This window comes from Candidatus Hydrogenedentota bacterium (assembly GCA_035450225.1).
Lineage (GTDB): Bacteria > Hydrogenedentota > Hydrogenedentia > Hydrogenedentales > SLHB01 > DSVR01.
Genome location: DAOTMJ010000002.1, coordinates 177,262 through 194,657, shown reverse-complemented (window position 1 = coordinate 194,657; position 17,396 = coordinate 177,262). Strand labels below are relative to the sequence as shown.

The following is a 17,396-nucleotide window of genomic DNA, read 5'->3' as shown; positions in this document are numbered from 1 at the left end:
ATGGGCGCATCATGCTGGCACGGGTATTGACGGCGGGCGTCCTCGGCATAGACCCCATTCCGATGGGCGTCGAGGTGGATTGCCATCCCGGCGAGAACTATTTCAGCATGGTGGGTCTACCCGACCAAGCCGTGAAGGAAAGCCGCGACCGTGTTGGTTCGGCCTTGCGGAATTCCGGTCGTCACTACCCGCGCGGCAAAGTAATCATCAACCTCTCCCCCGCCGACGTGCGCAAGGAAGGCACCGCGCTCGACTTGCCCATCGCCGTCGGCATGCTCGTCGCCAGCGAACAAATGCCCGGCAACCGCCTTCCCGAATACGCCATGGCGGGCGAACTCGCGCTCGACGGTTCCATTCGCGCCGTCCCCGGGGCACTTTCACTCGCCATCGGCGCGCGCAACCAACGCCTGCGCGGCATTGTGTTGCCCGACGCCAATGCGCGGGAAGCGGGCGTAGTCGAGGGAATCGAGGTCATCCCCGTGTCCAGTCTCAACGAGGCAGCGGATTTCATGGCGGGATCACGCCCAATTACGCCGCACATAACCGACGTCAATGCCATCTTCGAGGATGCACGCCGGCACGCGCCCGATCTTACCGATGTCAAGGGGCAGGCCCATGTCAAGCGCGCCTTGACGGTCGCGGCCGCCGGCGGACACAACCTGCTCATGGTCGGGCCGCCCGGCACCGGAAAAACCATGCTCGCATCGCGCCTCCCCGGCATTTTGCCCGATATGACCTTCGACGAAGCCCTCGAAACTACGCGCATCTTCAGCGTCGCGCAGCTTACGAACGCCAAGAACGCGCTGGTCGTCCAACGGCCCTTCCGCGCTCCCCACCACACGGCCAGCACCGTCTCGATTTGCGGCGGCGGAACAGGCGCGCAACCGCGGCCCGGCGAGGTCAGCCTCGCCCACAATGGGGTGCTGTTTCTCGACGAACTGCCCGAATTCAACCGATCCGCGCTCGAAGTCCTGCGCCAGCCGCTCGAAGAAGGCGTTGTCCACATCCGCCGCGCAATGTATTCCGTGACCTATCCGAGCCGGTTCATGCTCGTCGTCGCGATGAATCCCTGTCCGTGCGGTTGCCGGAACGATCCCCGCCGGCAATGCCGCTGTTCCCTGGGCGACGTGCAGCGGTACATGTCCCGCCTGTCCGGACCCCTGCTCGACCGAATAGACATCCACATTGACGTCCCGCCCCTCTCCTTCGACGAACTGGCGTCGGGACGGGCGACCGGCCCTTCCAGCGCCGAAGTCCGCTCAACCGTACAGGACGCGCGGGATCGTCAGCGCCGCCGCTATCGCGGGCGGTTCACATGCAACGCCCACTTGGACTCCAAAACCATTCAGGCCACCTGCAACCTGGGCGACAGTTCGCGTTCGCTGCTCGAAAACGCAATCAACCGCATGGGACTCAGCGCGCGCGCCTACGACAAAATCCTGCGCGTCGCACGGACCCTCGCCGACCTCGACCATAATGAAACCATTTCCGAATCCAACGTCGCCGAGGCCATTCAGTATCGCTCCCTCGACCAGCAATTATTTTGAAGCGCCACCCAATCACCGGGGGATCAAAATCATTGCGACCCGAAAGGTTGCTTCCGTTTCCAGCAGATTAGACACCCGAAGAACCGAAAACCATCCCTGAAAAAACCGGCAAGACAGGCAAGACTCCTTCGGGGCCTTGTTTTTTTCCAAAAAAATCAGGTCGTTTCGATCTGGGCGGCGGCAAATTCCCAATTGATCAATTTGTCCAGAACGGCGGCAACAAAATCGGCGCGGCGATTCTGATAGTCAAGATAGTAAGCATGCTCCCACACGTCAATGACGAGCAGCGGTTTCACTCCCTGCGTCAAAGGCGTGTCGGCATTGGAGGTTTTCATTACGGCCATTCGGCCATCCTGTTGCCGCACCAACCATGCCCAACCGCTGCCAAATTGGGTCATGGCGGCTTCGGCCCATGCCTTCTTGCATGCGTCCACGCTTCCAAAAGACGCATCAATCCGTTGTTTCAGCGCCGAAGGCGGTTCACCCCCCCCTTTCGGGGACAAACTTTTCCAGAATAGCGTGTGATTCCATATCTGGGCGGCGTTGTTAAAGATGGAAGTCTCATCCGGCTTGCCCGCAGTTTCGGCGATAATTTGTTCCAGGGAAAGATCAGCCCGCGGCGTTCCCGCGATGAGTTTGTTCAGATTGTCAAGGTACCCTTTATGATGCTTGCCGTAATGGAACGCAAGGGTTTGGGCGGAAATGACGGGTTCCAATGCGTCATCGGGATAAGGCAAAGGGGGAAGCGTCATGGCAGGAACAGCGTAAGCGTTTCCTGAAACGCCGGTGATTCCCGCCGCCGCAATCGCGCCGCCAGTCCACGCCAGAAATGTTCGGCGTCCAACAATCGCAGTCTTCGGTAAAGAAAATGAGTCTTTCATGGTAAACTCCTTCTGAATGTCCGTTAATAAGTAAATCAGGCGTTCAACCTCGCGATCCCATTATTGGGGCGCAAAGTGTTTTTGGATGTAGTCGTGAAGCAGTTGCTGGGCTTCATCCTTGCATTTGCCGCAAACAGTGCTCATCTTGGTGCGTTCCTGCAATTCGATGAAGGTTCTCGCGCCCTCGAGCACCGCGTCCTCGATTTCGTGATCGGTCACGTTCATGCACTGGCAAACCACGCGCGCCTGTTCGCGCCGGATCTTTCCGGTCATGCCCCGGCGTTCATAATAGTCGTTGATGGCCGCCCGCAACGCCTTGTCCCCCAGCACCGAGCAATGCACCTTGTGTTCCGGCAATTGGCCCAATTCGGCGGCAATTTGCTTAGGCGACACATTGAAGGCTTCGTCGAGGGTCATGCCCTTGACCAGTTCCGACAGGACCGAGGTGCTGGCGATGGCGCTTGCGCAGCCATAGGTGCGCCATTTGCAATCAGTGATTTTCCCGCTCTCCGAATCCACTTGAATGAAGACTTCCATCTCGTCGCCACACTGGACATTGCCCACCTTCCCGTATCCGTCGGCTGCGTAATTATCGTCTTTCAATACGTTGCGCGGATTGACAAAATGGTCTTTTACCTTTTCGGTATAAGCCCAAGATGCATGTGCGCCCATCCTACTTCCTCCTCTTGTACACCGTGGACATGTCGCGGATTTTCGCAATAATCGGCGGCAGTTTGTCCAGCACGTACTCGATGTCTTCCATTGTGTTGTCCCGTCCGAGGCTCATGCGGATCGATCCGTGCGCGCGTTCGACGGGCGTGCCAATGGCCATCAAGACATGGGAGGGATCGAGCGACCCCGACGCGCACGCCGATCCCGTCGAAACGGCAATGCCCTCCAGATCAAGATAAAGCAGGATGCTCTCGCCTTCCGCGCCGTCGAAGGACACATTCAGCGTGCCGGGCAGGCAATCGGTCTGGTGTCCGTTGAAATGGACGTCCGGAATACGGTCCCGAATGCCCTGCTTGAGCGTCTCGCGCAAGTGACGCAGGCGCACGCCCTCCGCCTCCATTTCGGCGGCCCGCAATTCGACGGCCCTGCCGAGGCCGATGATCCCCAGCGTATTCTCGGTGCCCGCGCGGCGCCCCTGTTCCTGGTGACCGCCGCGAATCAGCGGACAAAACGGGATGCCGCGTCGGACGTACAACGCGCCAATGCCCTTCGGACCGTAAATCTTGTGACCGCTGATCGTGAGAAAGTCCACACCCCAGTCGCGCACGTCTATCGGAATTTTTCCGAACGCCTGCACGGCATCCGTATGAAACAACGCGCCGCATTCATGCACAAGCGCCGCGATGGCTTTGATATCCTGAATGGTTCCGATTTCGTTGTTCGCGGTCATCACGCTGACCACGCCGGTGCGATCGGTAATGGCGGCCTTCAGTTCATCCATGTCAACCTTGCCGTCGGAGTCCACCCGCACGAACGTGATCCGGCTCCCGCGATCCTTGAGGCATCGGGACGTTTCGAGCACGCACGGATGCTCGATGCTCGTCGTCACAATGTCCACCCCGTGCTTGCGTTCACACGTGCAGCCCCGGCTTGGACAACCCAAAATGGATAAAACCGTATTGTTGCCCTCGGAACCGCTACCAACAAAAACCACTTCCTCCGCCGCGGCCCCCATGAATGACGCCACCTGTTCCCGCGCCGTTTCAATGCGCTGCCGCGCGGCACGGCCATACGAATGCATGCTCGACGGATTGCCAAATTCCTTCAAAGCATCCTTCAGCGTTTCAACCACGGCCGGATGCAACGGCGTTGTCGCATTGTGATCAAGATATACCTGCTTTTTCATGTTTCATCCTCGGCAAAACCCACCACCTGCCGTTTACCATGACAAAACCATAAAACGTCAACGACTATTCCCTGTTGCCAACAAAGGATATAGCAACCCGCCCGCCTGAATCATCTTCCCCCCGGCTTTCTCCGGGGTTCAACCACCGTTTGTCGCCTGCCGCGCATGGAACTTGATTCCGGGCAACCCTATTTTCAACAAGGTTGAAAACAGCCATTGGGTATGGTAAGGTAAGGTCCCGTTGGAGAGACGGGCCTCGCCAGAATGTTTCAGGCCTTCGACTAAACGAACCAAAAACGCAATGAATGTACAAGGCATTGTTTTTCAATGAGTTATAATTCACAGGGAAAGGTCCTTGCCGTCATTCCGGCCCGAATGGCCTCCACGCGTTTTCCCGGCAAAATCATTGCACCGTTGGCCGGAAAGCCGCTGGTGGTGCATACGTTCGAACAAACAAGACAGGCCCGCGCAATTGACGAAGTCATCGTCGCGACGGATGACGTGCGCGTGGCGAATGCGATTGCGCCTTACGGCGTGCCGGTGGCGATGACCCGCGCGGATCATCCGAGCGGAACGGATCGAATCGCGGAAGTCGCAAAACATTCGGATGCGGCCATCGTGGTAAATGTGCAGGGCGATGAGCCGTTGATCGATCCCCTCACGATTGATGCGGCGATTCAGCCCCTGTTCGACGATCCGGCGCTTCCCATGAGCACCGCGCGGCGATTGATCCGGGATGCGGCACAGGTAAACGATCCGAATGTGGTCAAGGTGGTATGCGACACGCGCGGACGGGCGATTTATTTCAGCCGGCATGCCATTCCCTATGTGCGCGATGCGGCGGATCGCGGCGTCGCGTGCCATTGGCAGCATATCGGACTGTATGCCTACCGTCGAGACTTTTTGCTGCAATACGCCAATCTGCCGCAGACGCCGCTTGAACGCCTGGAAAAACTTGAGCAATTGCGTGCGCTGGAAAATGGATACGACATCGCCGTCGTTGATACGGACTATGAAAGCATCGGCGTGGACACGCCGGAGGATTTGGAGCGAGCGCGGGTTTTGATTGAAACGAGGCAAACGACAGGAAGAGGGGCCTAAATGCCAAAGTATGTGTTTGTAACGGGCGGAGTCGTATCGTCAGTGGGCAAGGGTGTTCTGGCGGCAAGTCTTGGACTGCTGCTGGAGTATCGCGGCCTCAAGGTCGCCATGATGAAATTCGATCCCTATATCAACGTGGATCCAGGAACCATGAATCCCTACGAACACGGCGAGGTTTTCGTCACCGACGACGGAGCCGAGACGGATCTGGATCTCGGCCACTACCAGCGCTTCACCCACTCGAATCTGTCGCAAAAAAGCAACGTCACGACCGGCGGCATTTACAATGCCGTAATTCAGAAGGAACGCCGGGGCGAATACCTCGGCAAGACGGTACAGGTCATCCCGCACATCACGGACGAGATCAAATCGCGTATTCGAATGCTGACCACGGAAGAAAACAGCGACGTGGACGTGGCCATCATCGAAATCGGCGGTACGGTGGGTGATATCGAAAGCCAGCCTTTCCTGGAGGCAATCCGCCAATTCAAACTCGAAGTCGGGACGAAAGAGTGCTGTTATGTGCATGTAACGCTTGTGCCCTATATCGAGGCGGCGGGCGAACTCAAAACGAAGCCGACCCAGCACAGCGTGCGCGCGCTGCGCGACATCGGCATACAGCCCAATGTCATCGTTTGCCGCACCGGCTCGCACAAGCTCGGGCCGGATCAACGCAGAAAAGTCGCCATGTTTTGCGATGTGACGGACAACGCCATCATCAGCGCGGAGGATATTTCCCCCTTTTATGCGATTCCGCTGAATCTGAAGAAACAGGGGCTGGACGACACGGTGCTCGAACTGCTCGATATGGATGCGCCGGAAGGGGATCTTTCGGAGTGGCGGGCGATTGTGGACCGGTTGATTTCGGCAACGGACATCGTGCGAATCGCGGCGGTGGGCAAATATGTGAGCCACCATGACGCCTACAAGAGCATCAACGAAGCTTTCGTGCATGCGGGCATCGCGAACAATTGCAAGGTCCAACTCGAATGGGTGGATTCGGAACGCTTCGAGCAGGGGGAAGATCCTGAAACCGTGCTGGCGGAATACGACGGCGTGTTGATCGGCCCCGGGTTTGGATCCCGCGGAATCGAAGGCAAGATTCGGGCCGTGCGCTACGTGCGCGAACACAAAAAACCCTTCTTCGGCATCTGCCTCGGCATGCAGATTGCCGTGATTGAAATGACACGGACCTGTCTCGGGCGCCCCGAAGCGAATTCGACCGAATTCAACACGGAAACGCCCGATCCCGTCGTTTCACTGCTGACCGAGCAACTGGGCATTCAGGCGATGGGGGGCACCATGCGGCTGGGCGCCTACCGGTGCGAACTCAAGCCCGGGACCAAAGTTCGGGCGGCCTATGGACAAGACGTGATTTCGGAGCGGCACCGGCACCGGTACGAGTTCAACAACAACTACCGCGAACCACTTGAAAAGGCCGCCGGACTGATTGTCAGCGGGGTCCATCCAAAGACCGATCACGAACTGGTCGAAATTATCGAACTCAGGGACCATCCTTGGTTTTGCGCCTCGCAGTTTCACCCCGAATTCAAAAGCACGCCGCTCAATCCGCAGCCGCTTTTCCGCGACTTCGTGAAGGCGGCCTTGGCCAACCGTCAAAAACGTGGATAACAACACCGCACGAGAATTGCTCCAGTTGGCCATGGCCTATCGCGAAAGGGCCATGGCCGAGTTACAAGGCCAAGGCGGTGCGCGCCTGGAGCAAATCCGGCACGAATCGGAAACCCTCCTGGCGCAGGTGCGCGCGGCGCTGATGGCGGAACTCGAAACACGCGCCGCGGAATTGCGCACGGCCATCGGGCTTCCCGCCCCCGATTCGGACATCTCGCGGATCCGACACGACATAGCGGTCTTCAACGAAATTCTGCGCGCACAACGCGCCGAACAATTGGGCCAATGCATGGCTCTCCCGATCGAAGCGTATCCGCCGCGCATTCAACGGCTCGGCGAGCGCCTCGGCATCTGGCCGGCAAAAGCACGACCCGCGCAACGCCGACGCTTTACCCTCGCGGGAATCGAAATCCTGCCGACCCGCCGCGGATTTGCTGTCTGGTTGATATGCCTGGCCGTGGCATGGACCGCCTCGGCCTATTACCTCGGCATTTTGCGGCCGTTCCGGGAAATCCGGATGGACGCCTCGCCGCCACGGAACGGCATCGTTCATGTTGCATGCCGCAACAAGCACATGCGCCCTGTCACCCTGTTCGTCCCCGGCACGCCCGACATGCAGGCTCAAGAGTCATCCGTGAATTACGCGCTGGTTCTCTATATCCGGGAAAAACCAGAAAGCGAATACCGGTTGATGCCTCCCGTGCCCGGCGCATGGAGCGTCCAAGGAAAGGAATTACACGAAACGACTCCGGTGGAAATCGGACCGTTGATGACCTGTGATCTCGTGTTGTCACTTCCCAAAATCAGGGAAACGATCAACGCCCCTTTTACAAACGCCCGGCTGGTGCTCGTCCGCCCCGGAGGATCCATAGCCGCCGCATGTGAGATTGATAATCATCCGCCATCGGGAATTTGACACGGCGTTTTGTTGTTTTATAAAATTGACCAAGATGATTATGTAATATATGATTTGGGTGGTCGGAAGCGCTCTTCGAGCAAGGAGAAAAACCATGAAAATCCATGAGGATGCTTCGTACAGTATCGGCAACACGCCGCTGGTTCGGTTGAACAAGTTGGGCGCCGGATTGAAAGGCGCCGTCATCGCCAAGATTGAAGGGCGAAATCCGGCTTATTCGGTTAAATGCCGCATAGGCGCGGCCATGATTTGGGACGCAGAACGGCGCGGTGTATTGAAGCCGGGCGGTTCGATCGTCGAGCCGACTTCGGGCAATACCGGCATTGCGCTTGCCTTCGTGGCTGCCGCACGCGGGTATAAATTGACATTGACCATGCCGGAAACGATGAGCATCGAACGCCGGAACATGCTCAAGGCCTTTGGAGCGAATCTCATCCTGACGCCGGGCACGGAAGGCATGCCGGGCGCGATCCGCGAGGCCGAACGCATTGCATCGGAAAATCCCGATTACTTTCTTCCGCAACAATTCAAGAATCCGGCGAATCCGGAGATTCACTTCAAGACAACAGGGCCGGAAATATGGGCCGACACGGACGGCACGATAGACGTGCTGGTATCGGGCGTGGGCACGGGCGGCACAATCACGGGCATTTCACGGTACATCAAACAGTTCAAACCGATCGAATCCGTGGCGGTCGAGCCGGCGGCCTCGCCGGTGCTTTCGGGTGGCAAGCCGGGTCCACACAAGATTCAGGGCATCGGCGCGGGATTCAAGCCTGATGTGCTCGACCTCAGTCTTGTAGACCGCATCGAACAGGTTACGAACGAGGAGGCTTTCGAGGTCGCCCGCCGGCTGGCGCGCGAGGAAGGACTCATCAGCGGGATTAGTTCGGGCGCGGCGGCGGCGGCGGCGTTGCGCCTGGCGGCACAGGACGCCTACGCGGACAAGACCATCGTGGTCGTTCTTCCCGATTCGGGCGAACGATATCTTTCAACGCCCCTCTTTGAAAACTAAACGCACAACAAAGACAACGCGACAAGGAGAAACGATCATGACCCAGACCTACAAACCGTCCACGCTTGCCGTTCATGCGGGCCAGGATCCCGATCCCACGACCGGCGCGCGCGCGGTGCCGATTTATCAGACGACTTCATACGTTTTTCACGACACGGATCACGCCGCGCGCCTGTTTGGCCTGCAGGAATTCGGCAACATTTACACGCGCATCATGAATCCAACCACGGACGTGTTCGAGAAACGCGTGGCCGCGCTCGAGGGCGGCGTGGGTGCGCTCGGCGTCGCGTCGGGATCGGCCGCGATAACCTTGGCCGTGCTCAACATCACGAAAGCGGGCCAAAACTTCGTGTCGTCCTCCACGCTCTACGGCGGCACCTACAACCTGTTCGCGCACACGCTCAAGGACCTCGGCATCGAAGCGCGATTCGTTGACGCAAGCCGTCCGGAGGAATTCGCCAAAAAGATTGATGACAAGACCCGGTTCCTGTTTATTGAATCAATTGGCAATCCCGCCAACGATGTCGTGGATTTCGACGCCATCGCCGCGGTGGCCCACGATCACGGACTGCCGTTGATGGTGGACAATACCGTCACGTCGCCGCTGTTGTTTCGCCCGTTCGACCACGGCGCGGATATTGTTGTGCATTCCGCGACAAAGGTGCTGGGCGGACACGGCAACTCGATCGGCGGGGTGATTGTGGACGGGGGCCGGTTCGATTGGGACAATGGCAAGTTTCCTGAAATCGCGGGGCCCAACGAAAGCTATCACGGCCTCAACCTCCACGAGGCGCTAAAGCCGATGGGCAATATCGCCTACATTATCAAGGCGCGCGTGACGCTCCTGCGCGACATGGGCCCGGCGTTGTCGCCTTTCAACGCATTCTTGCTGCTGCAGGGGATTGAAACGCTGCACCTGCGCGTGCCGCGCCACAGCGAAAATGCGCTCAAACTCGCGCAATTCCTCGAAAAGCATCCCGCCGTCGCGTGGGTCAACTACCCCGGATTGCCAAGCCATCCCGATCATGCGCGCGCGAAGAAGTACCTGCCGAACGGACAGGGCGCCATCCTCGGATTCGGCACGAAAGGCGGCTACGATGCGGCGGTCAAGTTCATCAACAACGTCAAGCTGGCCTCGCATCTCGCGAACATCCTCGACGCCAAGACCCTCGTCATTCACCCGGCCTCGACCACGCACCAGCAATTGAGCGCCGAGGAACAGCGTGCCGCGGGCGTAACGCCGGACTTTGTCCGCGTTTCCGCCGGCATCGAGGATATCGAAGACATTATCGCCGACGTGGATCAGGCGTTACGGGTCTGACGTGGGTAGCGCCCACGACCCAGTTGCTCTTCGTGCTCATCATCGTTGTTAACGTAATCACACTCAAAATCCCGCGATTTTCGCACTCGCCGGATCGTTTAACTTCATGGGTTGCGCAAATTGCCCAAAACTTTAGGGTGCTGGCATGGACATGCCGTCCGGTTGCTTCACTGTCAATGGTTGCCACCCGGGAGGGATGTCGCGCCGGATTGAACCTCGACCGTCAAATCGAACCGCGTGGCGGCTTCCTCGCCGCGATCAATGAGATCCTGCACGCGGACGAGCGCGTGCGGTTGCACGTTGCGGTCGAACAGGACGCGGCTGAGAGGATTGACGAGCGCGGAATCTAAAGCATTACGGATACCGCGTCCGCCGTGCTGCAAGTGCTGCCGCGCAAGCGCCACGAGCGCATTGCGGACCTTTGGTTCAACGATCAGTTCCATCTTCTTGCCCTCGCGCGCGGCCTTGACCAGTTTGCCGATCAGCAGGTCCACAATCTGCTCGTCGAGCGGCGCCTTGATGAAGTCGAAGACCACGAAATTGTCCCCGAACCGGTTGAGGATTTCGGGACGGCCCAGAACGAAATTGAAGTGATCGTGGATGGCGTCGAGGATGATGTCGCGCATGCGGGCATAGGGCATGTCGGGGGTAACGAGCCATTTCGCGCCCGCGCCGCCGGCCGCCTCGCCGCGCGCAACCGCGCCGAGATTGCTCGTGAAGATGATAATGCACTCGGAGAAGTAGATCGTCTCGCCCTTGCCGTCGGTCAGGCGGCCGTCATCGAGGATTTGCAGGAACTTGTCGAAAATGCTGCCGTGTGCTTTTTCGATTTCGTCGAACAGGAGGATCGCGAACGGATTCTTCTTGACCGCGTTGGTGAGTTGGCCGCCTTCCTCGTAGCCGACATAGCCCGGCGGCGCGCCGAGCAGGCGCTGATCCGATTGCGGCGCGGCGTATTCGCTCATGTCGAAGCGGATCAGGCGTTCCTCCTGTCCGAACAACAACGCGGCAAGCGCCTTGGCCATTTCCGTCTTGCCGACGCCCGTCGGCCCCGCGAAGAACAGAACGCCGCGCGGACGGTTCGAGCGGCTCGAATCGCCGGCGGCGAGGCCGATTTTCGCGCGCTTGACGATGTCGAGCACGCGCACGACGGCATTTTCTTGGCCCTTGATCCGCGATCGGATAAACGATTCGGCCGAAGCCAGTTTCTCGGCTTCGATTTTGTCCCACTCGCTCGTTGTGACGCCATACTTGTACATCTCGCTGATGCGCTTGACGTTTGGCACACCGGTTTCGGGATCGCAGATGGGAATGCGCTCTTTCAGGGAAAGGTTGACGAGGCTGCGCATCTCGTAGTTCGTTAGCCCCTCGCTAAGATCCACAAAATCGCGCACGACGGCCGGAGGAGGCGCGGCATTGGGCAACGCGCCGAAAAAGTGCCGATAGTAGCGATTGACGAAACGCGCGCGTTCCTCGCGATCGGGCAACTCGATGTTAATGGATCGCGCGCGCGGGTTGTTCAGGTATAAAAAAGCCGGCAAGTCGTTCATTTTGTCGCAAACCAGAATCAGGAGATTGTTCCAACGACCTTCCGGACGGACCACCTCGCGGCTGGCCGCGGCCGCTTTCAACACGCGCGTGAACAGGATACGTTCATCTTTCGACAAACGATCGGGGCTTGAAGTCAAGCGCGAGGCAAGGTCTATCACAAACGCACAGGGCACGCGCGAATTCTGCAAACCGCGCGCGATGCGGCTGATCGTCCGGTTCCAATCGGCCGGTTCCGAGGGGCGCGGCTCGCGCGGTTCGCGTGGCAATGATGGCCGTTGCTGCGCCGGATCGGCCTTTTTACGATCGTCCGGTTTCTCTTCACCCGGCAGTTCACGTCCGGCCTCGACGCGATGAAACAAATCCTCCATCTCCGGCGACGGAAAGGACAGATCGTCAACGGCATCGGCCCAACCGATTACTTCATACTTGAGACCGGAAAGGAATCGCTGGAAAAATCCCCTGAGATCGCTTTCGGTCCACCGCACCGGATCAGGCCCGTCGAGCCGAATCGGAAACGAGACGAGATCGTGGACGTTGCCGTACACGAACAGCAGGTTCTTGATGGTCACGAACCGCGCAAGTTCACGCAGCCATCGCGGCGACTCTTCATTGACGATAATCATGTGCGACTCTCCCCTCTTCGCTCATGCGCTGCGCACCACGACCCGCATGCCCGCGTGCGATTCGGCGGCGGCGAATGCCTCGGCGATCCGCTCCAGTGGAAAGGTGTGCGAAATATATGGTCCCATCTTGAACGTGCCGGACGCAATCAACCCGACAGCCTGCTGATGATGACGCGGAACGCACCCGTGCGCGCCCATGACGAACAGTTCCTTGTAGTGGATGACGTTCGTGTCGAGCGTCACGTTCGACTGGCCTTTCGGCAAGCCGCCGAAGAAATTCACACGCGCACGGTTTCGGGCCATTGCAATCGCGTCTATTTGCGCCTGAGGCGACGGGCATGCGGTCAGGATTACATCCGCGCCATGGCCGCCGGTTTCTTCAAGAACACGCGCGACGGAATCCTCTTCCGAACTGCAAATGTACACATCGGCATTGAACCGTCGCGCCATTTCGAGCCGTGGACGCGATCGCTGCACAACAATGACCTTCGCTGCGCCCACGAGCCGCGCCGCCTCGATGATCATGCAGCCGATCGGTCCCGCGCCGATGATCACGAGCGTGTCGCCGAGCCGGACACTCGACAGCTCGATCGCGTTCAACACGCAGCCCAGCGGTTCCGCGAGCGCCGCCTCGTCATAGGAAACATGATCGGGGATCTTATGGACCGGACCGTAATTGACGACCGTGCGGTTGAGATAGACATATTCGGCGAAACTGCCGGGAAACTGGTAGCCCATCGCGTAATTGATCGGACAGTTGTTGCCGATGCCCGCCTCACAAAACGCGCATTCGCCGCAGGGCACATCCGCGCCGATCGCCACACGGTCCCCCACGCTGAACTTCGTGACGCGCTTGCCCACTTCGACCACTTCGCCAGCCGACTCGTGTCCCATGATGGCCGGCGGCTTGAGGCGCGGGTTGCCGTGATGGAACATGCGGATGTCCGAGCCGCACACCGCGCAAGCATGCACACGCACCAGTACGCCATCGTCCTCGACCTCCGGGGTCGGCACTTCACGGACCACAAGGTTGTCCAAGCCTTCGAGCACGGCCGCTTTCATTCGCACACATCTCCATGACTCATCGGACCGATCGGCCGGATCTGCCGGATCCGCCCGATCAATTCACCACCATCAACTTGCTCACCGCTATCTTCCTGTCGCGCATCGCGGCCATGGCCGCCGGCAATTCTTCGAGGCTTACGCGATGCGTGACAAGCGCTTCGACGTTCAACGCGCCCGAAGCCATGGCATCGAGCGCCAACCGCCATTCGTTGCGCGGCAGGCCGCCGTACGCGGAATTCCACGTGCCCAGCACGGCCAGTTCATTGCGCAAAATCGCCCAGTAGGCCTTCTGCGAAAGCCGCATCGCGCCCGCCGGATTGCCCATCAGCACCACGCGACCGAACGTCCGCGCAGAAAGCACGCTCTGTTCGAATGCCGCGGAACTGCCCGACGCTTCTATCACGATATCCGCGCCTCGGCCCGTAATGTCTCTAACCCAGCCGGGTGTATCCCCGCGATTCGGATTGAACAGGTTCAAAAAGACAGACCTGTCGTGGGACAGCCTGTCCAGGCTGTCCTGATTGCCCAAGCGATCTTCATCCTCCGACAGGCTGGACAGCCTGTCCCATAACCGCCGGGCAAATTCGATCTTCGCGTCGTCAATATCGGCCAGCAAGACGCGGCTCGCACCCCCCCTACGCGCCCATTGGGCCAACATGATGCCGATAGGCCCCGCGCCGAAAATGGCAACGCTGTCGCCAAGGCCGAGATCGGCCCGGCGCAACGCATGCGCGGCCACGGCGGCCGGCTCGCACATCGCCGCCGCCTCGTATGACACGCCATCGGGCACGACTTGCAGGTTCCACGCCGGCGCGACAACATATTCTGCAAAACCGCCGTCGCATCGCGATCCCAGGTAGTTGTAGTCCGCGCATTGCGCATACGCGCCGATTTCACACGCCTCGCATCGGCGGCACGGAATCAGCGGAAACACCGCAACGGTCTTTCCAAGAAGCACCGAATCGCATCCCGCGCCCACCGAAACGACTTCGCCCGCCATTTCGTGTCCGGGAATCGTCGGAAACCGATACGTCCCTTTTTCGAACACGCGCGGGATATCTGAACCACAGACGCCGCATGCCTTGATCGCAATCAGCGCCTCGCCCGGTCCCGGTTTCGGATCGGGCGCGTCTTCGCAGCGCAAATCGCCCACGGCGCGCAATACACAGGCTTTCATCGCAACTCCTCGGAGGGCGCGCCGTCCATGGGCCTGATGCGGATGTTCCGGTATTCGACCGTGTTGTGATGGTCCTGCAATCCGATGAATCCCTTGCGCGAACGCGGCCGCATGGCTTCGATATCGTCATACCGGACATCATGAATGACGTGGCCATTGAGCGATATTTTGACGGCGTCCCCCTTGCAGATAACTTCATACGCGTTCCACTCGCCGGGCTTGAAAAAATGGCCGTCGGGCGGGCGGACATCGTAGATCGCGCCGCAGGATTCCTTGGTCGGCGTCATTTCAGCCGGGTCGCCGAAAATTTGAAGTTCGAACCCCATGCGCGACTGCCGCCCAAGCGGGCCGCAGCGATTGTAAATGCCGTTGTTGCCCTTGTCCACGATTTTGAATTCAAGCCGAAGCATGTAATCACCGTACGAATGCCATGAACGCAACCAGCCGCCGGCCTTTCCCACCAGTTTGATGGCGCCGTTTTCGACGATGAAGTCGTTGGGGGCGGTAATCTGGAGCCAGCCGGTCAAATCCCTTCCGTTGAAAAGCGAAAGAAATCCTTCTTCTTTTTCGCCGGGCATCAAAGACGCCGTGTCGGCGGGATCGGGCGCGGACCCGGGATAGGCGGCCTTCTGGAGCGCATCCACCACCGCGAACATGCGACCCAGTACTTCCGAAGAAGCGGGACCATCCGCAAAATCAATCACAAACCCGTAGGTTCGATCCTTGATCGTTTTCGTCACAACGGTTTCCAAGACCTCCACGGTTAACGCAGAGGGTTCGATTATTTCGATCACCGGCGCCTGCGCGACGCGGACAGACACGCCACGCGCCATAATCAGATGTACCGCGGCATCGCCTTTCAACAGGTTTTCATTGACGGCCGCCTTGGAGGCGCCCGCGGCAAGCACTTGCGCGGGCGCTACGCTCCGCAAGGCGACGGCCACTTCCCGGACCATCTCCACGCCCTTTTTCCATGCCGGATCGTCACAGCGATCCGTTATGCACACGAGGAAGTAACGGCTTTTGCCGAAGGTTTGCTGGAACGCAGAAGCGGCGGCCGCATAGGCTTTGGCATTTTTCAACTGGCAGGACGGATCGGGATCGAACAACACGACAATGGGCAGCATTTCGAGCGTGTTGATCGTGTCCAAGTCTTGGGCGAGACGCCGGCACGACGCCTCATCGGGCAATGCGCCGTCCGACGTAAAAAAAGGCCGGCCCGGTCGCTGGACATGCACAACAACACTAGTCACCCCCGCAAGGGGATAGTCCCGAATCGCCGTGGTCAGATCCGGCGTCCGCGCATCGATTGCCATGACTCCGGACACATTTTTGTATTGACCCCAATACAATGCGCCGTTTTTTAATAGTACGACACCCGGCCATCCGAAGGCCGGCGCAGTCATGAAAACAAGCAAAACAGCAACCGCGTATCTTTTTCGCATTTCGAAACACCTCCCGTTATGTTTGCAATCATAACGCATGACAGGGCAAAAAATCGCATCGCCGGGAAAAAGAAAACCTCCCACGACTCGGGAATCGTGGACCATGACGACAGCCATCGGGAAATGGGTCATGGGGGTGGAACTTTCGCACAATACAGCGGATAGTATTTTGTATGAGAAAAAGCGAAAAGTCATACTATTCATTGTGGTGCTTGATTGATTCGACACAATAGGCAGAGTATGATGTGGTGATGTCGGCAGGGGTGGTCCCAAGCGCCGGCATGTAAAGTGACGGACAATGCCCATGTCCAGCCGTTATGAACATTATTGGATGCCGACGAGCGTGCCAATTCGCTTCGGAAGCGCCGTGGCGATTTCGATAGCGCTGCATGTCATGGCCGCGCTTGTCATTTTTTATGTCGTCTTTATCTATCAGGCGTCGTTACCGCAGACGTTTCGGGTTCAGTTCATTCCGTATCCGAAAGGCGAGGCGCAAAAACAGGAAATCCCGGAGAATCTTGAACGCGGGTTGGGTGAAGGCGCCAAACCGGCTGCCAAACCTGAACCCAAGCCTGAACCCAAACCTGAACCCAAACCCGAACCCAAACCTGAACCCAAGCCTGAACCCAAACCCGAACCCAAGCCCGCCGAGGAACCGAAAACCGTTCCCAAACCGGACGTGAAGAAACCGGAACCGAAACCGGAACCGAAAAAACCAGAGGCCAAGAAGCCGGAGCCGAAAAAACCGGAACCGAAAAAACCGGTTGCAAAGGCTTCGCAAGACGGCAAAGCACCCAAGAAACAGGATGATCCGGGAACTTATCGCCCCTCGCCGAAATCAACCGTTCAAGGATCGCCGGGTTCCGTGGCGGGGGATGCAAACGGCAACGACGCCTTTGCGCACATGAACGCGCCGATGAAGGCGGGAATCAACATGCCGGAAGGCACGCCGACTGTCCTTGACGGTTGGGCGAAACTGGTGCAGATGAAGGTCGAGAAGATTTGGATGCCGCCGGCCGGCATTATCCTGAGTAGCGCGGACGACAAGGCGCTGGTATCATTCTGGGTGGATCGTGAAGGGAACTTGATTGGCAAGCCGGAAATCATCCAGCATGCATCCGACGAGCAGTTGGGCGAATCGGGTCTGCGCGCAATTTTGGAGGCGGCTCCGCTCCCGCCGTTGCCGGAAGACTTTACCGGCATGGAGCAGCAAGTCATTTACAACTTTACGCTGGCACAATAGCAAAGAAACACAAGGATTCAG

General features: G+C 58.7%; 14 protein-coding genes. 7 read left to right on the top strand and 7 right to left on the bottom strand.

The features are described 5' to 3' along the window. Positions 1-11: 11 nt before the first annotated feature. Entirely contained in the window at positions 12-1,547 is a 1,536-nt protein-coding gene (locus P5540_02415) for a YifB family Mg chelatase-like AAA ATPase (protein HRT63656.1), read from the top strand. A 155-nt stretch (positions 1,548-1,702) separates the two neighbouring features. On the opposite strand, the gene P5540_02410 is transcribed toward P5540_02415, so the two are convergent. The 3 genes from P5540_02410 to P5540_02400 form a co-directional block, all read right to left on the bottom strand. Continuing rightward, positions 1,703-2,299 (bottom strand): superoxide dismutase, encoded by a 597-nt coding sequence (locus P5540_02410; GenBank protein HRT63655.1) that lies wholly within the window; start codon positions 2,297-2,299, stop codon positions 1,703-1,705. Between the two features lie 189 nt (positions 2,300-2,488). Next, positions 2,489-3,100 carry an iron-sulfur cluster assembly scaffold protein gene (locus tag P5540_02405; protein ID HRT63654.1) on the bottom strand — a complete coding sequence of 204 codons (612 nt, stop codon included), beginning with the start codon at positions 3,098-3,100 and terminating at the stop codon, positions 2,489-2,491. Position 3,101: 1 nt separating this feature from the next. Next, the gene (locus P5540_02400) at positions 3,102-4,286 is read right to left on the bottom strand and encodes an IscS subfamily cysteine desulfurase (GenBank protein ID HRT63653.1); all 1,185 of its coding nucleotides are present in this window, start codon (positions 4,284-4,286) and stop codon (positions 3,102-3,104) included. A 327-nt stretch (positions 4,287-4,613) separates the two neighbouring features. Here P5540_02400 and kdsB point away from each other — a divergent pair, with 327 nt between their 5' ends. The 5 genes from kdsB to P5540_02375 all read left to right on the top strand — a co-directional run bounded on the left by kdsB (position 4,614) and on the right by P5540_02375 (position 10,271). Continuing rightward, the gene (gene kdsB / locus P5540_02395) at positions 4,614-5,387 is read left to right on the top strand and encodes a 3-deoxy-manno-octulosonate cytidylyltransferase (protein HRT63652.1); all 774 of its coding nucleotides are present in this window, start codon (positions 4,614-4,616) and stop codon (positions 5,385-5,387) included. After that, positions 5,388-7,019: a CTP synthase gene (locus P5540_02390; GenBank protein ID HRT63651.1), complete on the top strand. Its 1,632-nt coding sequence runs from the start codon at positions 5,388-5,390 to the stop codon at positions 7,017-7,019. 52 nt (positions 7,020-7,071) lie between these two features. Next, on the top strand, positions 7,072-7,935 hold the full coding sequence (locus tag P5540_02385) for a hypothetical protein (protein ID HRT63650.1): 864 nt from the start codon (positions 7,072-7,074) through the stop codon (positions 7,933-7,935). Positions 7,936-8,029: 94 nt separating this feature from the next. Next, positions 8,030-8,950, top strand: a complete 921-nt coding sequence (gene cysK, locus P5540_02380) for a cysteine synthase A (GenBank protein ID HRT63649.1) — start codon at positions 8,030-8,032, stop codon at positions 8,948-8,950. Positions 8,951-8,987: 37 nt separating this feature from the next. Continuing rightward, a complete protein-coding gene (locus tag P5540_02375) occupies positions 8,988-10,271 on the top strand; it encodes an O-acetylhomoserine aminocarboxypropyltransferase/cysteine synthase (protein HRT63648.1) in 1,284 nt (427 codons plus the stop codon). A gap of 173 nt (positions 10,272-10,444) precedes the next feature. On the opposite strand, the gene P5540_02370 is transcribed toward P5540_02375, so the two are convergent. From P5540_02370 to P5540_02355, 4 genes are read right to left on the bottom strand one after another with little or no spacing between them, the layout of a single operon-like run. Continuing rightward, on the bottom strand, positions 10,445-12,445 hold the full coding sequence (locus P5540_02370) for an AAA family ATPase (GenBank protein ID HRT63647.1): 2,001 nt from the start codon (positions 12,443-12,445) through the stop codon (positions 10,445-10,447). A gap of 21 nt (positions 12,446-12,466) precedes the next feature. After that, a complete protein-coding gene (locus tag P5540_02365; GenBank protein ID HRT63646.1) occupies positions 12,467-13,507 on the bottom strand; it encodes a zinc-dependent dehydrogenase in 1,041 nt (346 codons plus the stop codon). Between the two features lie 58 nt (positions 13,508-13,565). Beyond that, positions 13,566-14,687: a galactitol-1-phosphate 5-dehydrogenase gene (locus P5540_02360; GenBank protein HRT63645.1), complete on the bottom strand. Its 1,122-nt coding sequence runs from the start codon at positions 14,685-14,687 to the stop codon at positions 13,566-13,568. Further along, positions 14,684-16,003, bottom strand: a complete 1,320-nt coding sequence (locus P5540_02355) for a DUF1080 domain-containing protein (GenBank protein HRT63644.1) — start codon at positions 16,001-16,003, stop codon at positions 14,684-14,686. Before P5540_02355 ends, P5540_02360 begins: the two co-directional genes overlap by 4 nt. A 433-nt stretch (positions 16,004-16,436) precedes the next feature. On the opposite strand from P5540_02355, the gene P5540_02350 reads away from it, so the two are divergent. Then, on the top strand, positions 16,437-17,375 hold the full coding sequence (locus P5540_02350; GenBank protein ID HRT63643.1) for a TonB C-terminal domain-containing protein: 939 nt from the start codon (positions 16,437-16,439) through the stop codon (positions 17,373-17,375). The last annotated feature ends 21 nt before the right edge of the window (positions 17,376-17,396 follow it).

Coding starts and splice junctions, on each gene's coding strand:
- P5540_02355 (HRT63644.1), bottom strand. CDS start 16,003: ATGGCAATCGATGCGCGGACGCCGGATCTGACCACGGCGATTCGGGAC.
- P5540_02410 (HRT63655.1), bottom strand. CDS start 2,299: ATGACGCTTCCCCCTTTGCCTTATCCCGATGACGCATTGGAACCCGTC.
- P5540_02375 (HRT63648.1), top strand. CDS start 8,988: ATGACCCAGACCTACAAACCGTCCACGCTTGCCGTTCATGCGGGCCAG.
- P5540_02360 (HRT63645.1), bottom strand. CDS start 14,687: ATGAAAGCCTGTGTATTGCGCGCCGTGGGCGATTTGCGCTGCGAAGAC.
- P5540_02350 (HRT63643.1), top strand. CDS start 16,437: ATGTCCAGCCGTTATGAACATTATTGGATGCCGACGAGCGTGCCAATT.
- P5540_02400 (HRT63653.1), bottom strand. CDS start 4,286: ATGAAAAAGCAGGTATATCTTGATCACAATGCGACAACGCCGTTGCAT.
- P5540_02385 (HRT63650.1), top strand. CDS start 7,072: ATGGCCGAGTTACAAGGCCAAGGCGGTGCGCGCCTGGAGCAAATCCGG.
- P5540_02370 (HRT63647.1), bottom strand. CDS start 12,445: ATGATTATCGTCAATGAAGAGTCGCCGCGATGGCTGCGTGAACTTGCG.
- P5540_02365 (HRT63646.1), bottom strand. CDS start 13,507: ATGAAAGCGGCCGTGCTCGAAGGCTTGGACAACCTTGTGGTCCGTGAA.
- P5540_02390 (HRT63651.1), top strand. CDS start 5,388: ATGCCAAAGTATGTGTTTGTAACGGGCGGAGTCGTATCGTCAGTGGGC.
- kdsB (HRT63652.1), top strand. CDS start 4,614: ATGAGTTATAATTCACAGGGAAAGGTCCTTGCCGTCATTCCGGCCCGA.
- cysK (HRT63649.1), top strand. CDS start 8,030: ATGAAAATCCATGAGGATGCTTCGTACAGTATCGGCAACACGCCGCTG.
- P5540_02405 (HRT63654.1), bottom strand. CDS start 3,100: ATGGGCGCACATGCATCTTGGGCTTATACCGAAAAGGTAAAAGACCAT.
- P5540_02415 (HRT63656.1), top strand. CDS start 12: ATGCTGGCACGGGTATTGACGGCGGGCGTCCTCGGCATAGACCCCATT.